This is a genomic window from Acidaminococcus sp. (assembly GCF_057597765.1).
Genome location: NZ_DBMBXK010000001.1, coordinates 158,892 through 179,483, shown reverse-complemented (window position 1 = coordinate 179,483; position 20,592 = coordinate 158,892). Strand labels below are relative to the sequence as shown.

General features: G+C 58.0%; 15 protein-coding genes. 9 read left to right on the top strand and 6 right to left on the bottom strand.

The window, feature by feature from the left end; translation table 11 throughout:
- Positions 1-5: 5 nt before the first annotated feature.
- A complete protein-coding gene (locus tag ACZOF8_RS00860) occupies positions 6-914 on the bottom strand; it encodes a LysR family transcriptional regulator (protein ID WP_487426469.1) in 909 nt (302 codons plus the stop codon).
- Positions 915-1,247: 333 nt separating this feature from the next.
- Between ACZOF8_RS00860 and ACZOF8_RS00855 the strand changes: the two genes are divergently transcribed.
- The 3 genes from ACZOF8_RS00855 to ACZOF8_RS00845 are packed head-to-tail and all read left to right on the top strand — an operon-like array spanning position 1,248 to position 5,996.
- Positions 1,248-2,390 (top strand): PrpF domain-containing protein, encoded by a 1,143-nt coding sequence (locus ACZOF8_RS00855; protein ID WP_487426468.1) that lies wholly within the window; start codon positions 1,248-1,250, stop codon positions 2,388-2,390.
- Positions 2,391-2,414: 24 nt separating this feature from the next.
- Positions 2,415-3,680: an SLC13 family permease gene (locus ACZOF8_RS00850; RefSeq protein WP_154488391.1), complete on the top strand. Its 1,266-nt coding sequence runs from the start codon at positions 2,415-2,417 to the stop codon at positions 3,678-3,680.
- 21 nt (positions 3,681-3,701) lie between these two features.
- Positions 3,702-5,996 carry a hydratase gene (locus tag ACZOF8_RS00845; protein ID WP_441369064.1) on the top strand — a complete coding sequence of 765 codons (2,295 nt, stop codon included), beginning with the start codon at positions 3,702-3,704 and terminating at the stop codon, positions 5,994-5,996.
- Positions 5,997-6,080: 84 nt separating this feature from the next.
- On the opposite strand, the gene lgt is transcribed toward ACZOF8_RS00845, so the two are convergent.
- Positions 6,081-6,857, bottom strand: a complete 777-nt coding sequence (gene lgt, locus ACZOF8_RS00840; RefSeq protein WP_288310550.1) for a prolipoprotein diacylglyceryl transferase — start codon at positions 6,855-6,857, stop codon at positions 6,081-6,083.
- A 15-nt stretch (positions 6,858-6,872) separates the two neighbouring features.
- Positions 6,873-7,577: a metallophosphoesterase gene (locus ACZOF8_RS00835; protein ID WP_288310549.1), complete on the bottom strand. Its 705-nt coding sequence runs from the start codon at positions 7,575-7,577 to the stop codon at positions 6,873-6,875.
- A 155-nt stretch (positions 7,578-7,732) separates the two neighbouring features.
- Between ACZOF8_RS00835 and leuS the strand changes: the two genes are divergently transcribed.
- Together leuS and pta are read left to right on the top strand one after the other, a co-directional pair.
- A complete protein-coding gene (leuS, locus tag ACZOF8_RS00830; protein ID WP_022486643.1) occupies positions 7,733-10,222 on the top strand; it encodes a leucine--tRNA ligase in 2,490 nt (829 codons plus the stop codon).
- A 506-nt stretch (positions 10,223-10,728) separates the two neighbouring features.
- On the top strand, positions 10,729-11,742 hold the full coding sequence (pta, locus tag ACZOF8_RS00825; RefSeq protein WP_022487105.1) for a phosphate acetyltransferase: 1,014 nt from the start codon (positions 10,729-10,731) through the stop codon (positions 11,740-11,742).
- A gap of 108 nt (positions 11,743-11,850) precedes the next feature.
- On the opposite strand, the gene ACZOF8_RS00820 is transcribed toward pta, so the two are convergent.
- The 3 genes from ACZOF8_RS00820 to speD form a co-directional block, all read right to left on the bottom strand.
- Positions 11,851-12,597, bottom strand: a complete 747-nt coding sequence (locus ACZOF8_RS00820) for a pentapeptide repeat-containing protein (protein WP_487426467.1) — start codon at positions 12,595-12,597, stop codon at positions 11,851-11,853.
- 4 nt (positions 12,598-12,601) lie between these two features.
- Positions 12,602-13,291 carry an HAD family hydrolase gene (locus ACZOF8_RS00815; RefSeq protein WP_022487103.1) on the bottom strand — a complete coding sequence of 230 codons (690 nt, stop codon included), beginning with the start codon at positions 13,289-13,291 and terminating at the stop codon, positions 12,602-12,604.
- A 64-nt stretch (positions 13,292-13,355) separates the two neighbouring features.
- Positions 13,356-13,820, bottom strand: coding sequence for an S-adenosylmethionine decarboxylase (speD, locus tag ACZOF8_RS00810; RefSeq protein WP_022487102.1), 465 nt, complete (start codon positions 13,818-13,820; stop codon positions 13,356-13,358).
- Between the two features lie 143 nt (positions 13,821-13,963).
- Between speD and recD2 the strand changes: the two genes are divergently transcribed.
- From recD2 to ACZOF8_RS00790, 4 genes are all read left to right on the top strand, one after another.
- Positions 13,964-16,129, top strand: a complete 2,166-nt coding sequence (gene recD2, locus ACZOF8_RS00805; protein WP_487426466.1) for an SF1B family DNA helicase RecD2 — start codon at positions 13,964-13,966, stop codon at positions 16,127-16,129.
- 11 nt (positions 16,130-16,140) lie between these two features.
- Positions 16,141-16,815 (top strand): ComF family protein, encoded by a 675-nt coding sequence (locus tag ACZOF8_RS00800; protein WP_022487100.1) that lies wholly within the window; start codon positions 16,141-16,143, stop codon positions 16,813-16,815.
- 84 nt (positions 16,816-16,899) lie between these two features.
- Positions 16,900-18,711 (top strand): ABC transporter ATP-binding protein, encoded by a 1,812-nt coding sequence (locus ACZOF8_RS00795; RefSeq protein ID WP_487426465.1) that lies wholly within the window; start codon positions 16,900-16,902, stop codon positions 18,709-18,711.
- Positions 18,704-20,578, top strand: coding sequence for an ABC transporter ATP-binding protein (locus tag ACZOF8_RS00790; RefSeq protein WP_288310543.1), 1,875 nt, complete (start codon positions 18,704-18,706; stop codon positions 20,576-20,578). Before ACZOF8_RS00795 ends, ACZOF8_RS00790 begins: the two co-directional genes overlap by 8 nt.
- Positions 20,579-20,592: the final 14 nt, after the last annotated feature.

The window sequence follows — 20,592 nt, the reverse complement described above, 5'->3', positions numbered from 1 at the left end:
CTTTTTTACGTAAACTCCTTCACGATCTTGATATACTCCTGGGCGTGGAAGGGGAGGTAACCGTTTTTCCGGTAGGCGGCCACGAAGGTAACCGTAGTGTTGGGACTGCCTACGGAAAACAGGGCCAGCTGGCTCCGGTCCGGGATGTACTTCAGATGGGTCTCGGTGATGAAGGTGAACCCGTAGCCCCGGGCCGCCAGTTCCGCTTCTGCCTGGATGTTCTTGGTTTCCAGGATGATCCGGGGCTCCAGGTGCTGCTGCCGGAACAGCCGGTCCACCACCTGCCGGGTCCGCTGGTTGGGGTTCTGGACAATGAACCCCTGGTCCTTCAGGAGCCGCAGGTCCATATGGGGATACCGGCAGTCCTTCTTCTTCCGTCCGTATCGGGTGAATTCACTGTCTTTGTGCATCACCAGCACCACTTCTTCCCGGCTGATCACCGTAGTGGCCAGCCCGGGCTCCGGGTCCAGGTAGTTGAAAAAGGCCAGATCGATGTCCCCGTCCAGGAGCAGCCGGACCAGATGGTCCGAATTGGCCTCGTGGACGTCAATCCGTACATTGGGGTATTTTTCATGGAACAGGGGCAGGGTGATGGGCAGCATATAGGTGCCCCGCATGGTGGGGAATCCGATTTTCAGATACCCTTCGTTGTTCTTGATAATATCCCCCATTTCCTGGTCCAGGGCCCGTTTGGCCTCCAGAATCTCCCGGGCCCGCTGGAGGTACCGCTCCCCGGCGTAGGTGGGCTGGTACCGGTTCCCCAGACGCTGGAACAGAGGCTGGTGGAGTTCTGTTTCCAGGGCCTTCAGGAATTTGGACAGGGTGGGCTGGGTGAGATGGAGGGCTTCTGCTGCCTTGGTGATGTTCTGGTGCCGGGCAATGGCCAGTACATAGTTCAGTTCTTTGAAATCCATGGCATCCTCCTTGTTTTTCTTCGATTATACCCTGGATCATTCCTGAAAACCATAGCTAATATAGAAAACATGAATTGTTTTTATTGTACTGAAAATACAAAAATTCTCTTTTCTTTCTGTACAGAACCCTTCAAGCGGATAAAAAGTGACAAAATAACTGATTTTATAAAAAGTACTGTTCAGAAAAAAGCTTTTCTTCGTAAATTTGGGCCTAAAACCATGAATTAAATTCATGATGAACTGATAAAAGATGAATTTAACCCATTCTGAAAATTCTGGTACCATAGAGTCAACGAAAGAACGGAGTTCAGGAATCCAGGGAGGTACAGAAACATGGAGAAAGCATACAAACTGCCGGTAACGATACTGCGGGGAGGCACCAGCAAAGGGGTCTATCTGCTGGAAAAGGATCTTCCGGCCAATCGGAAACAGTGGGATGCCCTGCTGCTGCGGCTCATGGGAAGCCCGGACAAGAAACAGATCGACGGACTGGGAGGCAGCCAGTCGGTGACCAGCAAGGTGGCCATCCTCCGGAAATCGGACCGGTCTGACGCGGATGTGGATTACACCTTCGCCCAGGTTTCCGTGGACAAGGCGGTGGTCAGCTACGGAGGCAACTGCGGCAACATTTCTTCCGGGGTCGGGCCTTTCGCCATTGAAAAGAAACTGGTGCCGGCTCTGGAAGGCACTACCCTGGTGCGGATCTACAACACCAACACCGGCAAGGTGATCCAGGAAGAAGTCCCCACCCGTGACGGGCAGGTCCAGTATGAGGGAGAATTCCGGATCGCCGGGGTGCCGGGGACGGCGTCTCCGTTGAAACTCCGGTTTGTGGAACCGGCGGGGACCCTGGGGAAAGGGCTGCTGCCCACCGGGAACCCGGTGGATGTGCTGGAAGTACCGGGGAAGGGTCCGGTGGAAGTATCCCTGGTGGATGCGGCCAACCCTCTGGTATTTGTCCGGGCCGCTGACCTGGGTCTTACGGGAACGGAACTGCCCGATGCCATCAACGGAGATCCGGAACTGCTCCGGCTGCTGGAAACCATCCGGGGCCTGGCAGCGGTGAAGCTGGGACTTTGTGAGAAACCGGAAGAAGCGGCCTGGGTGACTCCGGGACTGCCCAAGATGACACTGGTGGCTCCTCCTGCCGCCTACACCACTTCGGCAGGGGAAACCATAAAGGCTGACCAGGTGGACCTGGTGGCCCGGATGATGTCCATGCAGAAGGCTCATCCCAGTTACGCCATGACGGGAGCCATGTGCACCGCGGCCGCTGCAGCGGTCCCCGGTACCCTGGTCCGGCAGGTGTTCCGTACGGAAGGGGATCTCCAGAACATCCGGATCGGTCATCCGGGAGGGATCCTGCCCTGCGGAGTGGACTGGAAGGAAAATGGAACGGTGCCGGAAATCCTGGATACCTTCGGGTACCGGACAGCCAACCTGCTGTTGGAAGGCCTGGCCCGGGTACGGGTCTGATACAGAAGAAAAAGGAGAATGGATATGGACTTCAGTGTAATTTCCCTGCTGGTGCTGGCCCTGGTGGTCGCCGTAGGGTTCATCAAAAAAATCAACATCGGTTTCTTCTCTGTGGGGGCCGCCTTCCTGCTGGGCATGGCGGGGAACCTTTCGGCCAAGGCCATTGTCAGCGGGTTTTCCAGCTCCATGTTCGTAACCCTGGTAGGGGTCACCTTCCTGTTCGGCATGGCTTCCGCCAACGGCACCCTGGATCTGTTTTCCAAAAAAGTGGTAGCTCTGGTGGGGAAACGGACCTACCTGATCCCCATCCTGATGTTTGTGCTCAGCGCCTTTATCTCTTCCATCGGACCCGGCCACATTGCCGCCGGGATCCTGATGACCACCTTCGCCGTGTACCTGGCCTTTGAGCTGAAGATCAACCCTATGGCCACGGCTCTGTACGCCAAACTGGGGGCCAACGCCGGCTGCGCTTCTCCCCTGTCCCTTACCGGGATCCTGGCCCGGAACCTGTCGGAACCTTATGGCATCGACGGCTTCGGCCTCCACCTGTTCCTGACCACCCTGTTGTCCGGCTTTGTGTTCACGGTGGTTGTCTACCTGCTGTACAAAGGGTACAAGGTGAACGGGGACAACCCGCTGAAACTGTCCGACATTCCCGCTTTCAACCGGGAACAGAAAATCACCATGGGCGCCATTGCCGTCATGGTCATCTTCTGCATCGGCTTCAAGATGGATACGGGGCTGTTCGCCTTTGTGGCGGCTGCCGTGCTGATTCTCCTGAAATGCGCTGACGAAAAACAGGCCATCCGCCAGATTCCCTGGGGCACCCTGATGCTGATCTGCGGAGTGGGGATGCTGGTCAGCGTGATCACCAAACTGGGAGGCATCAAACTGGTGTCCGACTTCCTGGCTTCCTTTATGACCGCTTCCACCGCCGTGCCCATTATGGCCGCGACTTCCGGGATCCTGTCCTGGGTCAGCTCCACCACCGGTGTGGTCATGCCGGCTCTGTATCCTATCGCTCACCAGATCACCGGTACCTTCGGAGGCAGCGTCAGCTACGTGGAACTGATCTCCGCCATTACCGCTACCTCCTTTGCGGCGGCCATCAGCCCTCTGTCCACCGGCGGGGCCATCATCATGTCCTCCTATTCCGCAGCCAAGGAAACCACCACCTACGAGATGAACAAAATGTTCAAGACCCTGTTCCTGCTCAGTGTGGCCAATGTGGGCATCAATGTGATCATGGCAGCCCTCCATGTATTCTTCCTGGGCGGCCTGTTCCTGTAATCTATCCATGAGGTGAATGAAATGATTGAACTGACGAAAAACGGTGCATATCTGCTGAACGGCCGGGAACTGATCCCGGAAGAGAACAAGGCCCTGGGAGAACAGAAACTGGGCCGGAAACTGGAAAGGGAAGAAGGCCGGAAGGGGACCATTGCCTGGGGCATCCTCCAGGACCACAACACCAGCGGTTCCCCGGATCATCTGAAGATCCGCTATGACGCCCTCACTTCCCACGACCTGACCTATGTGGGGATCATCCAGACCGCCCGGGCTTCCGGCATGGACCATTTCCCCATGCCCTATGTGCTCACCTGCTGCCACAATTCCCTGTGCGCCGTGGGAGGCACCATCAACGAGGACGACCATCTCTTCGGCCTCACCGCCGCCCAGAAATACGGGGGCATCTTCGTACCGCCCCATGTGGCCGTGATCCACCAGTACATGCGGGAAATGCACGCCGGCTGCGGGAAGATGATCCTGGGTTCCGACTCCCATACCCGGTACGGGGCCCTGGGGACCCTGGCCGTAGGCGAAGGGGGCGGGGAACTGGACAAACAGATCCTGGGAGACACCTGGGACACGGATTACCCGGAAGTGGTGGCCGTGTATCTTACCGGCCGGCCCCAGCCCTGGGTGGGACCTCAGGACATTGCCCTGGCCCTGTGCCGGGCGGTGTTCAAGAACGGCTACGTGAAGAACAAAGTGATGGAATTCGTGGGACCCGGGGTTTCCTCCATGTCCACGGACTACCGGAATGCGGTGGACGTAATGACTACGGAAACCACCTGCCTGTCGTCCATCTGGCGGACTGACGAAGATACCCGGGCCTTCCTGAAGGAACATCACCGGGAGGCCGATTACAAGGAACTGAATCCGGGAGAAGTGGCCTATTATGACGGCTGCATCCAGGTGGACCTGTCCCAGGTGAAGCCCATGATCGCCCTGCCTTTCCATCCTTCCAACGCCTACACCATCGACGAACTGAACGCCAACCTGGAAGACATCCTCCGGGAAACGGAAAAGAAAGCGGAAGAAGTGTCCCAGGGACGGGCTCCCTATACCCTTACGGACAAGATCCGGGACGGGAAGCTCCAGGTCCAGCAGGGGGTCATCGGAGGCTGTTCCGGCGGGAATTACTCCAACGTGGCGGAAGCCGCCGCTCTCCTCCGGGGCCGGTCCATGGGCAGCGGGGAATTTGCCCTGAATGTGTATCCGTCTTCTCTGCCGGTGTACATGGATCTGATGAAAAAGGGCCTGCTGGGAGATCTGATGGCTGCCGGAGCCGTGGTAAAGACCGCCTTCTGCGGACCCTGCTTCGGGGCAGGGGATACCCCCAACAACAACGGCCTGTCCATCCGGCACAATACCCGGAACTTCCCCAACCGGGAAGGATCCAAACCGGGCCAGGGACAGATGGCGGCGGTGGCCTTGATGGACGCCCGGAGTATTGCGGCTACCGCAGCCAATAACGGCATCCTGACTTCCGCGGAAGCCTACGGGGATGTGTTCGGCAGCGTACCGGAATACCATTTCGACGACAGCGCCTACAAGGCCCGGGTGTACAACGGCTTTGGCAAACCGGAACCGGAACAGAAACTGTTCTACGGTCCCAACATCAAGGATTGGCCGGAAATGCCGGAACTGGGAGAAAATGTACTGCTCCAGGTGTGCTCCAAGATCCTGGACCCGGTGACCACCACCGATGAACTGATCCCCTCCGGAGAAACTTCCTCCTACCGGTCCAACCCTCTGGGCCTGGCGGAATTCACCCTGAGCCGCCGGGATCCGGGCTATGTGGCACGGACCAAGGCGGTGAAGGAACTGGAACTGGCCCGGGAAGCCGGCAAAGACCTGCTGCTGGAGAAACCGGAACTGGGGACTCTGTTCCGCCGGATCCAGGGGATCCCGGGAGGAGAAGGGGCTGCCCTGTCCAATACGGAAATCGGGTCCCTGGTGTACGCCACCCGGCCCGGTGACGGGTCTGCCCGGGAACAGGCAGCCAGCTGCCAGCGGGTGATCGGGGGCCTGGCCAACATCACCCAGGACTACGCCACCAAACGGTACCGGAGCAATGTGATCAACTGGGGGATGCTGCCCTTCCACCTGAAAGGAGAACCGGAAGGATTTGAAGTGGGAGACTGGATCTTCGTGCCGGGAATCCGGGAAGCCCTGGACGGCAGTCTGGACCAGATCCGGGCCTGGGTGCTGAAAGAGGGAGAACCGGTGGAACTGACCCTGTTCATCAAACCCCTGACCCAGGAAGAAAAAGAAATCATCAAGGCCGGGTGCCTGATCAATTACAATCGGAAGAAATAAAAAAGGGGGTGTTGCACGTTGCGTGCAACACCCTATCGCTGTCAGCTGCCAACGGTCAGCGGCCGTTGACAAAAACCGGCTGCCTCAGGCAGCCGGTTTTCTCATCCCCGCCCATACAAACAGCACCAGAGCAACGCCGAAGGACACCAGGGCGGTGACTTGGGCGCTTTTGAGGCCCCACAGCATGGGTTCCACGTAATCTCCCCGGAGAAATTCCAGGAAGAACCGGAGCAGGCTGTAGAGCATTACATAAAGGCAGCAGGGCTGTCCTTTTTTGGGTCTGGTGGTCTGGAACAGCAGCAGCAGAGCAAAAAGGATCACATCGATCTGGCCTTCCCACACTTCTGCCGGCCACAGGGGAACCGCTCCGTAGGTGGCCCGGGCCAGGGTCCCTGCCGGATACAGGATGCCGAAATCTCCTCCCGTGGGAGCCCCGAAGGCATCCCCGTTCAGCAGGTTGGCCATCCGGCCGATGCTCTGACCGATGAACAGAGCCGGGCAGATCACATCCAGCATGTCGATCCAGTTGACGTTGTGCCGCCAGCAGTACAGGGCACCGCCCAGCACCCCTCCCAGGATGCCCCCCTGGATGGCCATGCCTCCCTGCCACACAAAGGGGATTTCCAGGAGATGGGCACTGTAATACCCCCAGTCAAAGAAAAACACATCCCAGAGCCGGGCTCCGATGAGCCCGCAGAAGCCTCCGTAGATGCCGATGTCCGGCAGGTACTTCTCCCAGCCCCGGCCGTCCCGCCAGGCCAGGAAATAAGCCACGGCGGTGGCCATGAAAATGGCGATGCACAGCATGATCCCGTACATGCGCACCGGGAAGCCGCCTACAAAAAACAGATATTGATGCACGATGGGTCCCTTTCTTCAATCGCAAATCTTCACCAGATGGAAATCCACATAATCCGCCGCCACCAGCCGGTACCGGGTGCCGTCCCGTTCTCCCTGGAACAGGTTCAGGAAATGGGCCGCATCCCCGTGGACATGGCCGTAGATGCACTGTTCCACCTGGTACTTTTTGCACAGTTCCGTAAAGCCGGTGACTTCTTCCGGGTTGTACAGGGGAGGGTAGTGGAGGGCGGCGATCAGGTGCTTCGCCCCGGCCTCCCGGGCTCCGGCCAGGCTCCGTTCCAACCGCTGGCATTCCCGGTCGTAGACCAGCTGGTCGTGTTCTCCGAACCCGGGCATGCTGGGCAGGTTCCAGCCCCTTGTGCCGCACAGGGCCACATCCCCTGTCTGGTAGAAGGTATTGTGGAGAAAATGGACTTTGGGGGGCAGAGCCGCCTGGAGTTTCTTTAAGGAATTCCACCAGTAGTCATGGTTCCCCTTGAGGATCACCAGATCCCCGGGGAGGGCCGCCAAAGGTCCCAGATCCTTTGCCACCGCGTCTTCCAGATCCATGGACCAGGAGGTGTCTCCCACCAGGAGCACTGTGTCTCCGTCCTTTACCGTTTCCTTCCAGTATGTGATGACTTTTTTTCGATGGCCCAGCCACTGGGCTCCAAAAACCTCCATGGGCTTTGTGGGGGGTTCTCCGGAAAAATGCAGATCCCCCATGGCATAAATTGCCATTGTTCCCACTCCTTCCTGCGTTGACTTTATGTGATACGAAATATATAATGAATCTATTGCACAGACAAAAACCACTGTAATACTCATATGTTACTGAATCCAGAGAACTTATGCAAGGTGTTTCAGACGGGTTTTCTTTTTTAGGAGGTATGTTCATGTTCAAGGAAAAGTACGAGCCACACGAGATCGAAGCCCGGTGGCAGAAGTATTGGGAAGACAACAAGACCTACCAGGTCAGCAATGAGGATCCCCGGCCCAAATCCTATGTGCTGGAAATGTTCCCGTATCCCTCCGGGAACCTGCACATGGGCCATGTGCGGAACTATTCCATCGGGGACGTGGTGGCCCGGTTCCGGACCATGCGGGGCTTCAATGTGCTCCATCCCATCGGCTTCGACTCTTTTGGCATGCCTGCGGAAAATGCCGCCATCAAACACAAGATTCCCCCTGCCAAATGGACCATGGAAAACATCGCCAACATGACCCGGCAGCTGAAGGAACTGGGACTGTCCTATGACTGGGACCGGAAAGTGGTCACCTGCAAGGAAGAGTACTACAAATGGACCCAGTGGTTCTTTGAACTGATGTACAAACGGGGCCTGGCTGTGAAGAAGGAAGCCTCCGTGAACTGGTGCGACACCTGCGGCACCGTACTGGCCAACGAACAGGTGGAAGACGGCAAATGCTGGCGCTGCCATCAGCCGGTGGAAAAGAAACAGCTGAGCCAGTGGTTCTTCAAGATCACCGACTATGCGGAACAGCTGCTGGACGACCTGGACAAACTGCCGGGCTGGCCGGACCGGGTGAAGACCATGCAGCGGAACTGGATCGGCCGCAGCGAAGGTCTGGAATTCGGCTTTGAAGTTCCCAGCCTCCACAAGAAACTGAATGTGTACACCACCCGTCCGGATACCATCTACGGGGTCACTTTTGTGGTGATCCCTCCGGAACATCCCATGGTGGAAGAACTGCTGAAGGACAATCCCCGGAAAGCGGAACTGGAAGCCTTCTGCAACAAAGTGAAGAACACCTCCGATATTGAACGGACCTCCAGTGAATCGGAAAAACTGGGCATGTACACCGGAGTGGACTGCATCCATCCTCTCACCGGGGAAAAAGTCCAGATCTGGATCACCAACTATGTACTGGTGGACTACGGTACCGGCGCCGTTATGGGGGTGCCCACCGGGGACCATCGTGACTGGATGTTTGCCACCAAATACGGCATCAAGAAGATCCTCACCCTCCAGCCCAAGGACAAGGAACTGAAGCTGGAAGAAATGACCGATGCCTATGAGGACAAAGACGGGGTACTGGTGAATGCCGGTCCCTTCACAGGCATGGAAATGCACAAGGCCATGAAGGCCATCATTGACTATATGGAAGAAAAAGGCCTGGGGAAACGGCGGATCAACTACCGTCTCCGGGACTGGCTGATCAGCCGTCAGCGGTACTGGGGCTGTCCCATTCCGGTGGTGTACTGCCCGCACTGCGGAGAAGTGCTGGTACCGGAAAAAGACCTGCCGGTGAAGCTGCCTCTGGACGTGAAGTTCGACGCCGGTGCCTCTTCTCCCCTGGCTACCAGTGAACAGTTCGTCAACTGCACCTGTCCCAAATGCGGGGGTCCGGCCAAACGGGAACTGGACACCATGGATACCTTCCTGTGCTCTTCCTGGTACTACCTGCGCTACACTGATCCCCACAATGACAAGGCTCCCTTCAGCGAAGAAGCCGTAAATCACTGGATGCCGGTGGATCAGTACATCGGGGGCATCGAACACGCCATCCTGCACCTGCTGTATTCCCGGTTCTTCATGAAGGTGCTCCACGACGCCGGCCTGGTAAAAGCGGACGAACCCTTCACCAACCTGCTGACCCAGGGCATGGTGATCAAGGACGGGGCCAAAATGTCCAAATCCCTGGGGAACGTGGTGTCTCCGGAAGAAATCGTCGGGAAGTTCGGGGCCGATACCGCCCGTCTCTTCATTATGTTCGCCGCTCCTGTGGAACGGGAACTGGAATGGAGCGACCAGGGAGTGGAAGGGTCCTTCCGGTTCCTGAACCGGGTATGGCGGATCGTGTACTACTTCAAGGATGTGCTGGCCCGGAAGGTCACCTCCTATGATACCGCCCACCTGAACGAAGCGGACGAAGAACTGCGGCACATCCTCCATGTGAGCATCAAGAAGGTCACCGAGGACATTGACAACCGGTTCAACTTCAACACTGCCATTTCCACCCTGATGGAACTGGTGAATGCCCTGTATGCGTACCGGGAAAAGGCCAAACCGGTGAACGACGGTCTGGTGTACGAAGCCATTTCCAAGCTGCTGCTGATGCTGGCGCCCTTTACGCCCCACATCACCGAAGAACTGTGGCATGACGCCATGGGCAGCGAAAACAGCATCCACAAGGAACCCTGGCCCACCTACGACCCGGAAGCCATCAAAGTGGAACAGGTGGAAGTGCTGATCCAGGTCAACGGGAAACCCAAGGCACGGATCATGACCGCACCGGAAATCAGCAAAGAGGACCTGGGGAACCTGGCCCTGGAACAGGAAGAAGTCAAAGCCGCCATCGGAGACAAGAAAGTGATGAAAGTCATCGCCGTCCCCGGCCGGCTGGTGAATATTGTAGCGAAGTAAAAAAAGGGGCTGTTGCGCAAGCAACAGCCCCTTGTCAACTGTCAGCTGCCGAAGGAATCCAACCGCCGCAGCGCTTGGACACGAATGGAAACGCCGCTGAAGCGGCTAACCCACCACCAGCCTTACGGCTGGTCCCCCGCCCTTGAAAAGGGGCGGATAGTGACACTGGTGCTCAGCCCGCGTGTCACGGGAGCAATGGGCGCCAGCCCGAGCCTGTATCCGCCCTTTTCAAGGGCGGGGGTATCCATGCGCAGCATGGGTGGTGGGTTAGCCGCCGCAGGCTGCGTTTCCATTCAAAATCAATTTGCAGAATTGATTTCCTTCGGCTGCTGACAACTGACCGTTGACAAGGTGCTGCTGGGAAAGCAGCACCTTTATCAGAATATTACTTGTTTTAAAATGGGAAAAGTTCTCCTGCGGCATTGCGGAAAAAAGTGATATAATAGAAACTGTGAAAAGGGGCGCTCTGCGCCAGCCTTTTAATATTTGGGTAGGAGTGATATGGAATGGCATTTATGGACGAACTGAAGGCTCGTGTTAAACCTGCACAAAAGGTGATTGTGCTGCCGGAAAACGACAGTGACAGAGCTCTGAAAGCTGCTGCTATCGTTACGAAGGAAGGGTTTGCTAAAATCGTGCTGGTAGGGGATCCCGCCAAACTGCAGAAAGATGCAGAACGTCTGGGCATCAGCTTTGACGGCGTAAAGATCGTCAACCCTGCAACCTATGAAAAAATGGACGAACTGTGCGCTTACTTCGCAGAACGGAGAAAGAAAAAGGGCATGACCGTGGAAAAAGCACGGGAAATCATGCTGAAAGATACCACCTTCTTTGGTGCCGGCCTTCTGGCCATGGGCGATGCTGACGGCGTTGTTTCCGGTTCCACCCGGACTTCCGCTGACACCATCAAAGCCGGCCTGCAGGTTGTGGGCGTAAAACCCGGCAACAAGACCGTATGCAGCGGTTTCATTGTGCTCAGCGACAAAGAAAACCTGGGCGACCACGGCAAACTGGTCTTCGGGGACTGCGGCGTTATCATCGATCCCACTGCTGAACAGCTGGCCGATATCGCTGTAAGCTGCGCTGAACGGGCCAAGACCACCCTGGAAATCGCAGAACCGAAAGTGGCTCTGCTGTGCTACTCCACCAAAGGCTCCGGCTCCGGTGAAGAAGTTGACAAAGTGAAGGAAGCTGTTGAAATCCTGAAATCCCGGAACGTGGACTTCGCTTTCGACGGTGAACTCCAGGCTGATGCTGCCCTGGTTCCTGAAGTTGGGGAACGGAAGGCTCCTGGCTCCAAAGTGGCCGGCCATGCCAACGTGCTGATCTTCCCGAACCTGTGCGCTGCCAACATCGGTTACAAACTGGTTGAACGGTTCAGCGGTGCCACCTGCCTTGGGCCTCTGGTACAGGGCCTGGCCAAACCGGTTCTGGACCTGAGCCGCGGCTGCTCCACCCAGGACGTAGTAGACGTAGTGGCTGTCTGCGCCAGCGACGCCATTGCTGCTGAAGGGAAATAAAAAGTATAAAAAAAGCTGTTGCGAGAGCAACAGCTTTTTTTTGTGAAGGTCTCGGGTCGTGACCCGCGGTCCGAGACCGGAGGTGTGAATTCTTTCACACCTCCTTTTTTATTTCCTGTACGCCAGCGCCAGATCTGCGCTGGAGAACTGGGTACCTTCCAGGTTGGCGTGGCTCAGGTCCGCATCGTCCAGGTTGGCGTTGGTGAGCACTGCTTTGCTCAGGTTGCTCCCTTCCAGGGTGGAGCTCATGAGATTGGCGTTCTTGAAATTGGCTTCCGGCAGGCTGGCCTTCCGGAGCCGGGCGTTGTACAGGTTGGCGGAGGTGAAGTTGGCTCCCCGGAGCTGGGTCCCGAACAGCCAGCTCCGGGCCAGGTTGGCGGAAAAGAAGTTGGCCATGGCTCCGTTGGCATAGTCGAAATTGCTTTCCCGCAGGTCCGCCGTGTACAGGTTGGCGAAGGTCAAAAGAGCATGGGAAAAGCTGGTCCGGTAGGCGGTGACCCCCACCAGGGAACTCCGGTTCAGCACCGTATGGGAAAAATTGGCGTTGGACAGGTCCGCCCCTTCCAGGTCGGAACCAGCCATATAGGCATTCCGCAGATTGGCTTTCTGGAGATTGGCTTCCTTCAGGTTGGCGTTTTCCAAAATGGCGCTGGTCATATTGGCATAGCTGAGATCCGCCCCCTGGAGATTGGCTCCCGTAAGATCCGCATCCCGGAGATAAGCGCCCCGGAGATCCCCGCCGGGGCAGGAACGGGTGGCCAGCAGCTGATCCACATCACTCTGCCGGTAGGCGGAAACCGGCCGGGCAGCGGTCAGGGCCAGCAGGGCTGTGAGAAAAACTTTTTTTCCAAACATGGTCTTACTCCTCCTCCAGGATGGCCATCAGGTCTTTGGGGTCTTCCGGCAGTTCCGGGATGATCTTCCAGGGGTGATAAGCTTCCAGCCGGTCCGGTTTGTAGGCGGAGCCTTTCAGTACAATCAGGCTCCGGACCCCGATGGCCTGGGCGCAGGTAATGTCGTGGGGAGTATCCCCGATGACCACCAGCTGGTCCCGGGTGGCTGCCGGATCCGTTTTCCGCACTTTGTCCCACAGGGCCTGGGACAGGTCGTCCCGGAGCTCGCTGATTTCCCCGAAGGCACTGCGGCTGTAGTCGAATTCCTCTTCAATGCCGAAATACCGGAGCTTGGCATGGGCGGCTACTTCGCAGTTGCCGGTGAGCAGCAGGCTGGTGGTGTCCGGGTTTTCCCGGAGCCAGTCCAGGGTGGTCTGTACATGGGGCAGGAGATGGCCTTTTTTGGCCACCAGGGAGGCCGGGAGTTTTTTTCCGTAGGCCTGGAGCATCCGGGTCACTTCGTCCGGGGTACAGTGGCCCTGGATCCCTTCGATGGCCTTCCGGGCAATATAGGTGTCCGTCCGGCCGGCCATGCCGTAGGTGAATTCAAAATTGTCCAGACCGTACAGGTCGTTGATGGTGGACTTCATGGCAGCCACCCCGGCGTAGTTGGTGAGCAGCAGGGTGCCGTCAATGTCCCAGCAGATATATTTCATGGTTCATTCTTCCTTTGATTGTCAAAAACAAGAGGCGCCGCAGCAGAGCCTCTTGTTCTTTGTCTTATTCCTTGTCTTTTTTCCAGGTCATGAATTTCTTCAGTTTGGCGCCTGCGTTCTTGGCCCGGCGCATGGTCTTCACCATCTTTTTCCGCTGAGGCTTCATGTCTTTGATGGAACCGTAGTCCCCCCGTTTCAGGGTGGTGAGTTTGGACTGGTCAGGACCGAATTCCTGCCGCAGGAATACAGCCACCTGTTCCGGATTGGCCGCGCTTTCCAGGGTGAATACATCCGCCTCCACATACCCGTAGGTGGGGAAGACATGGAGGAAAAGATGGCCGTTGGTACACAGCATGACGAAACAGAAATCGTCTCCTTCATCATTTTCTGTGGAATACAGGGCCAGTTCCTTCAGACAGAACCGTTCGGCGGCTTCTTCCAGAATATCCCGGATCTTTTCTTTGTCGAATACAACTTCTTCTGCACAGCGGTACATGTCCAGCGCTGCCTGTGTGCCTTTTCCAATCACGTGGCGTTCACTTCCTTTGATTTTCTTCGATTTCGTTCAGAATTCAGCTTTCTTATTATACCGTAATTCTCCATGGGCTGTCAAAAAAAACGGAAAACTATGCTATAATGATAGGAACATACGTTCAGAAGGAGCAGCAGGGTATGGCCGAAACCGTTTCCATCGAAATCACCATTAAAAATATCGTCTTCCAGGCAGCTACAGGCACCTTCAGTGTCTTCCGGGGAGAAAATCCGGAAGTGGGGACCATTTCCATTGTTTACAAGGGACAGGCCCCTTATGCCGGAGAACAGGTGCGGCTTACGGGCACCTGGGGGGAACATCCCCGGTTCGGGCGTCAGTTCCAGGCCCAGAGCTGGGAAGCCATCCAGCCCAAGGGGGCGGAAGGCCTGGTGAAGATGCTGGGCAGCGGGGTGCTGAAGGGAGTGGGCCCGGCCATGGCCCAGCGGATCGTGGACAAGTTCGGGGAGGATACCCTGGAGATCCTGGAAAAATTCCCGGAACGGCTCCGGGAGGTCAGCGGCATCGGCAAAAAGAAGGCGGAGGCCATTGTGACTTCCTATGGAGAACTCCGGGAAAACCGGGAACTGGTGTTTTTCCTGGAAAGCCACGGGATCAGCGGCAACTTCGCTCCCCGGATCCAGGCTCTGTACGGGAATACGGCGGTGACCCGGATCAGCAACAACCCCTACTGCCTGGCGGAAGATGTGGACGGGATCGGGTTCCGGACGGCGGACACCCTGGCCCGGAACCTGGGGGTGGATGAACATGACGAGGACCGGATCCGGGCGGGGATCCTTTTTACCCTGCTCCAGGGAGCCAACCAGGGCCATACCTGTGTGCCGGATTCCTGGCTGGTGGCCATGGCGGCCAAAGTGCTCCAGGTGGAACCTCTGGAAGTGCGTCAGGTCTTCGACCAGCTGCTCCGGGACAACCTGCTCCGGGTGGAGGACCAGGGGGACCATGTGGACGTGTATCCGGAATACCTGTACCGGGCGGAAGAAGGGGTGGCCCGGCGGCTCCTGGCCCTTCGGGACAATGTGAACGCCCTGTGGAAGGTGGACTACCAGAAGATCATCCGGGAATGGGAACAGGATGAACGGATCCAGCTGGCCCCGGAACAGGCGGAAGCGGTGAAGGCGTCCGTGGACCATGGGGTCTTTGTGCTCACCGGGGGTCCCGGCACCGGGAAAACCACCGTGGTGAAGGGAATCCTGTCGGTGATGGAACAGGCCGGGTGCAAGATCCTGCTGGCAGCGCCTACAGGACGGGCGGCCAAGCGTCTGTCGGAAAGCGCCGGGAAGCCGGCTCTTACGGTCCACCGGCTCTTGGAATACACTCCCAACGGAGAAGGGGATTCCTATTGGGGCCGGGATGAGGACAATCCCCTGGAGGCGGATGCGGTGATTGTGGACGAAGCCTCCATGATGGACATCGTGCTGATGTACAACCTGCTGAAGGCTCTGCCGCTGGGCTGCCGGCTGATCCTGGTGGGGGATGTGGACCAGCTGCCCAGTGTGGGGCCCGGCTCCGTGCTCCAGGACATTATCCGCAGCGGCACCATGCCCATTGTCCGGCTGGAAAACGTGTTCCGTCAGGCGGAACTGAGCCCCATAGTCCGGAATGCCCACCGGATCAACCAGGGGCTGATGCCCCAATGGGAAGGGGAGAAGGATTTCAGCTTCCGGGAATTTGCCACGGAAGAGGAAACCATGCACTATATTGTGGACCTTTATGCCCATCTGGCCCGGACCCAACCCCAGGACAGCCTCCAGGTGCTTACCCCCATGCATAAGAACCTGTGCGGGGTGGAGAACCTGAACAACCTGCTCCAGGCCCGGATGAATCCCCCGGACCCGGAAAAACAGGAGTACCGGGGAAGCTTCCTGCTGCTCCGGGAAGGGGACAAGGTGATGCAGATCCGGAACAATTATGAAAAGAACGTGTTCAACGGGGACATCGGCCGGATCCGGAGCATCCAGGGAGCCTATGTGACCGTGGACTTCCCGGACCGGGCGGAAGGGGAGGCGGTGACCTACGAAGGGGCGGAAATCTCCGATCTGCGGCTGGCCTATGCCATGAGCGTCCACAAAAGCCAGGGCAGCGAATATGCCGTGGTGCTCATGCCATTGGTATTGAGCCACTACATCCTGCTCCAGCGGAACCTGTTCTATACCGCCATCACCCGGGCCAAAAAGCAGGTGTACCTGGCCGGGAGCAAAAAAGCCCTGGCCGCCGCTGTAGGCAATGACCGGACCCGGAAGCGTTACAGTCTCCTGGCGGAACGGCTGAAAAGGTACAGTGAGTGAAGAGGTGCACCATGTTCTCATCCATCCTTGCCCTGCTCCAGTCCCTGTTCTATCCCCACTGCTGTCCCGGCTGCGGGGAGGAGGTCCGGGAACCGGGGGTCCTGTGCGGCCGGTGCCGGGAAGGGGTGTGGCATCCCCGTTCTTTCCATCCCGGGAGTCTGGACTGTCCCCATGTGGACGGGATGTTCTTCCTGTTGGATTACGCCGGGGCCATCCAGAAAACCCTCCAGCAGGCCAAATTTCAGGGGCGGGAGGACCTGCTGCCCCGGCTGGGGGAAGAATGGGCCCGGGGGATCCGCCAGGAGGGGAAATTCTCCTGGGACCTGCCTCCGGAAGTGACCCTGTGTGCCACCGGCATCCCCACGGATCCCCGGCGGCGGAAAAAACGGGGATACGACCTGCCGGAAGAAATCTTCCGGCCCTGGTGCCGGCAGGAAGGGTACCGGTGGGAGACCCTGCTGATCCGGAACCGGAGCACCCGGCCCCAGTACGGCCTGACCCCGGAAGAACGGAAAAAGAACATCAAAGGATGCTTCACCCTGGTCCGGCAGGAAAATCTGCCGGATATCGTGCTGCTCTGCGACGACATCTGCACCACCGGCAGCACCTTGGAAGAAGCCGCCCGGACCCTGAAGCAGGGAGGAGTGAAAAAGGTTTATGCGCTGGCCCTGGCCAGTGGGAATTGATAAAGGAGCTGTTGCCCGTGCAGCAGCTCCTTTTTTATGGTAAGCTATAAGATAGTTCATACTAACGGAAACAGGGGATGTGCTATGGAAAACAACAACCGAAAATCAGGGGCAGGGGTTTCCCGCCAGGGTTCCTGGCTGATGATGCTCCGGTCCCTCCGGGAATTCAAAAAAGATGCTCTGCTGACTCCCATTACCGTCATGGGGGAAGTGGTGTTCGAGGCCCTGATCCCCTATGAAATCGCTCTGCTGGTCAATGAGGTGAAGGCAGGCTGCGGACTGGACCGGATCCTCCACTATGCGGGGATCCTGCTCCTCATGGCTCTGTGCGCCCTAGCCTGCGGCTATGTGGCCGGAATCACCTGCGCCCGGGCTTCCTGCGGTTTTGCCAAGAATCTCCGCCAGGACGTGTTCTATCAGATCCAGGAATTTTCCTTCGGGAATATGGACCGGTTCTCCTCCGCCTCCCTGGTGACCCGCCTCACCACGGACATCCAGAATATCCAGATGGCCTTCATGATGCTGGTGCGCACCGCCTTCCGGGCCCCCTTCAACCTGCTGGCCTCCTTCTTCATGGCCTGGTACATGGGGGGACGGATGGCCCTGTGCTTTCTGGTGGTGATCCCCATTCTGGGCTATGGACTGTATAAAATTGCCGTGCTGTCCGTGGGCCTTTTCCGGAAAGGCTTCCCTCAGTACGATGCCCTGAACTACAAGGTGGAGGAAAACATCAAGGGCATCCGGGTGGTAAAATCCTTTGTCCGGGAAAAAACGGAAATCGCCAAATTCGATGAAACCGCACGGAAGGTCCAGGCCATCTTCACCAAAGGGGAACGGTACGTGGCCCTGAACAACTCGCTCATGCAGATCTGCATTTACGGGGTCATGATTTTCCTTTTGACCCAGGGCTCCCGGCTCATCGTCACCACCCGGGGCCGGCTGCTGGACATTGGCCAGTTTTCCACCCTGCTCACCTACAGCTTCCAGATCCTGGGATCCCTCATGATGCTGTCCATGATCATGGTGATGCTTACCTTTACGGAAGAATCGGTCCAGCGGGTCCGGGAAGTGCTGGAAGAAGCCAGTACCCTCACTTCCCCGGCTGATCCGGTGAAAACCGTCCGGGACGGCTCTGTGGATTTCCAGGGGGTCTCTTTTCAATATGAAGGGAGTACCGGGGAACCGGTGCTCCAGGACATTACCCTGTCCGTTCGGAGCGGGGAAGTGGTGGGAATCGTGGGAGGCACCGGCAGCGGCAAATCCTCCCTGGTCCAGCTGATTCCCCGGCTCTATGATGTGACTGCCGGCTCTGTCCAGGTGGGCGGGGTGGACGTGCGCCGGTACGACTTGGAAACCCTCCGGGAAAACGTGGCCATGGTGCTCCAGAAAAACCTGCTGTTTTCCGGTACGGTGGCGGACAACCTGCGCTGGGGAAATCCCCATGCCACCCAGGCCCAACTGGAAGAAGCCTGCCGGTGGGCCTGTGCGGACGAATTCATCCGGAGGCTGCCCAAAGGATATGACACCTGGATCGAACAGGGGGGCACCAACCTGTCCGGAGGCCAGAAACAGCGGCTGTGCATTGCCCGGGCCCTGTTGAAACGGCCCAGGATCCTGATCCTGGACGACAGCACGTCGGCAGTGGACACCCGGACGGACCGGGCCATCTGGGACGCCCTGGCCACGGCCCTTCCCGGCACCACCACCTTCATCATCGCCCAGCGGCTGTCTTCCGTGGAACGGGCGGACCGGATCCTGGTGCTGGACAAGGGACGGATCCACGGTATGGGTACCCATGGAGAGCTGCTCCGGACCGATGACATCTACCAGGAAATGGCCCGGTCCCAGAATCTGCTGGAAAAAGAAAGGGAAAAGGAGGGGACGCTCCATGGCTGAGAAGAAAAACATCTTCAGCTGGAAAAAAGCCTGGCGGTTCTTCCGGACCCTGTGGGGGTTCTATCCCCGGCTGCTGCCCGGGATCCTGGTGCTGATCTTCATCAATGCGGGAATCCTGTCCCTGCCCGGGATCTTCATGCAGAAGGTGGTGGCCGTGCTGGAAAGGGCCTGGAACCAGCAGCTGCCCTGGGCGGCGGTCCAGCCGGAAATCTACGGCTATGTGCGGATCCTGGCCCTGCTGTACCTGGTGAGCCTTCTGGCCAATGTAACCTACAACCAGCTGCTGGCGGTATTCAACCAGGGGAGTCTGGCCAAATTCCGGGAAAAGCTGTTCACCCATATGGAAACCCTGCCTCTGGGGTATTTCGACCGGCACCAGCGGGGGGACATCATGAGCTATTACACCAACGACGTGGAAGCCCTCCGGCAGATGATTTCCCAGTCTTTTCCCCAGTTATGCGTCACCGCTGTGACGCTGACGGTGCTTTTGGCCATTATGCTGTATTACAGCCTGTGGATGAGCCTTGTGGTGGTGGGAGGCTCCCTCTGGTCCGTGGTCATTACCCGGAAAGTGGGGGGCCGGAGTGCCCGGTATTTCATGGAGCAGCAGCACACCCTGGCGGACTGTGAAGGCTTCATGGAAGAAAGCATCAACGGGGGCAAGGTGATCAAGGTGTTCAACCATGAGAGGGCAGCCCGGGCGGAGTTCGACCGGGTGAACCAGGCTCTTTTTGATGCTTCCTGCAAAGCCAACCAGTATTCCAACACCCTGATGCCCATATTGAACAATGTAAGCTATCTGATCTACATCATCGTGGCGGCCTGCGGAGGCCTGTTCCTGGAAAAACAGGTGCCCAACCTGTCCCTTTCCGGGCTGCCCTTCAGCCTGGCGGTGATGGTGCCCTTTTTGGGCATGAGCCGGCAGTTTGCCACCAACATCCAGATGATCTCCCCCCAGATCAACGCCATGGTCATGGGCATGGCCGGGGCGGAACGGATCTTCGGGCTTTTGGACGAAAAATCGGAACAGGACAGCGGGACCGTGGAACTGCGGCCTCTGGAAGAAGGCACTGGGGTCCGGCACTGGGCCTGGGTGCTGCCGGGAAAAGCGGGAAAGGAAGAACTGCAGCCTCTCCAGGGAGAGGTCCATTTCCGCCATGTGGATTTCGGGTATGAAAAGGGTAAACCCATCCTCCAGGATATTTCCATCGATGCCCTGCCCGGCCAGAAAATCGCCCTGGTAGGGGCCACCGGCGCCGGGAAGACCACCATCACCAACCTGCTCACCCGGTTCTACGACATTGCTTCCGGGTCCATCACCTATGACGGGATCCCTCTGGAACAGATCCGGAAAGGGGCTCTCCGCCGGTCCCTGGGCATGGTGCTCCAGGATACGGTGCTGTTTACCGCCACGGTGCTGGAAAACATCCGGTACGGACGGCTGGACGCCACCGATGAGGAATGTGTGGCGGCGGCCAAAAGGGCCGGAGCGGACGACTTTATCCGGCACCTGCCCCAGGGGTATGCTACAGTGCTGAAAGGGGCCGGTGCCGGGCTCAGCCAGGGCCAGTGCCAGCTGCTGGCCATTGCCCGGGCGGCGGTGGCGGATCCTCCGGTGATGATTTTGGACGAAGCCACCTCCAGCATCGACACCCGGACCGAACAGATTGTCCAGCAGGGGATGGATGCCCTGATGGAAGGGCGGACCGTATTCGTCATCGCCCACCGGCTGTCCACCGTCCGGAACGCTGATCAGATCCTGGTGCTGGATCACGGCAGGATCCGGGAGCAGGGAACCCATGAACAGCTGCTGGCCCAGAAGGGGATGTACTGGCAGCTGTACACGGGAGCGTTTGAGCTGGAATGACAAAAAGGGGACTG

Bases quoted from the DNA above. Each gene is read 5' to 3' on its own strand.
- ACZOF8_RS00855 (WP_487426468.1), top strand. From the start codon at position 1,248: ATGGAGAAAGCATACAAACTGCCGGTAACGATACTGCGGGGAGGCACC.
- recD2 (WP_487426466.1), top strand. From the start codon at position 13,964: ATGGCCGAAACCGTTTCCATCGAAATCACCATTAAAAATATCGTCTTC.
- ACZOF8_RS00790 (WP_288310543.1), top strand. From the start codon at position 18,704: ATGGCTGAGAAGAAAAACATCTTCAGCTGGAAAAAAGCCTGGCGGTTC.
- ACZOF8_RS00795 (WP_487426465.1), top strand. From the start codon at position 16,900: ATGGAAAACAACAACCGAAAATCAGGGGCAGGGGTTTCCCGCCAGGGT.
- pta (WP_022487105.1), top strand. From the start codon at position 10,729: ATGGCATTTATGGACGAACTGAAGGCTCGTGTTAAACCTGCACAAAAG.
- ACZOF8_RS00860 (WP_487426469.1), bottom strand. From the start codon at position 914: ATGGATTTCAAAGAACTGAACTATGTACTGGCCATTGCCCGGCACCAG.
- leuS (WP_022486643.1), top strand. From the start codon at position 7,733: ATGTTCAAGGAAAAGTACGAGCCACACGAGATCGAAGCCCGGTGGCAG.
- ACZOF8_RS00800 (WP_022487100.1), top strand. From the start codon at position 16,141: ATGTTCTCATCCATCCTTGCCCTGCTCCAGTCCCTGTTCTATCCCCAC.
- ACZOF8_RS00845 (WP_441369064.1), top strand. From the start codon at position 3,702: ATGATTGAACTGACGAAAAACGGTGCATATCTGCTGAACGGCCGGGAA.
- ACZOF8_RS00815 (WP_022487103.1), bottom strand. From the start codon at position 13,291: ATGAAATATATCTGCTGGGACATTGACGGCACCCTGCTGCTCACCAAC.
- ACZOF8_RS00850 (WP_154488391.1), top strand. From the start codon at position 2,415: ATGGACTTCAGTGTAATTTCCCTGCTGGTGCTGGCCCTGGTGGTCGCC.
- ACZOF8_RS00820 (WP_487426467.1), bottom strand. From the start codon at position 12,597: ATGTTTGGAAAAAAAGTTTTTCTCACAGCCCTGCTGGCCCTGACCGCT.
- ACZOF8_RS00835 (WP_288310549.1), bottom strand. From the start codon at position 7,577: ATGGCAATTTATGCCATGGGGGATCTGCATTTTTCCGGAGAACCCCCC.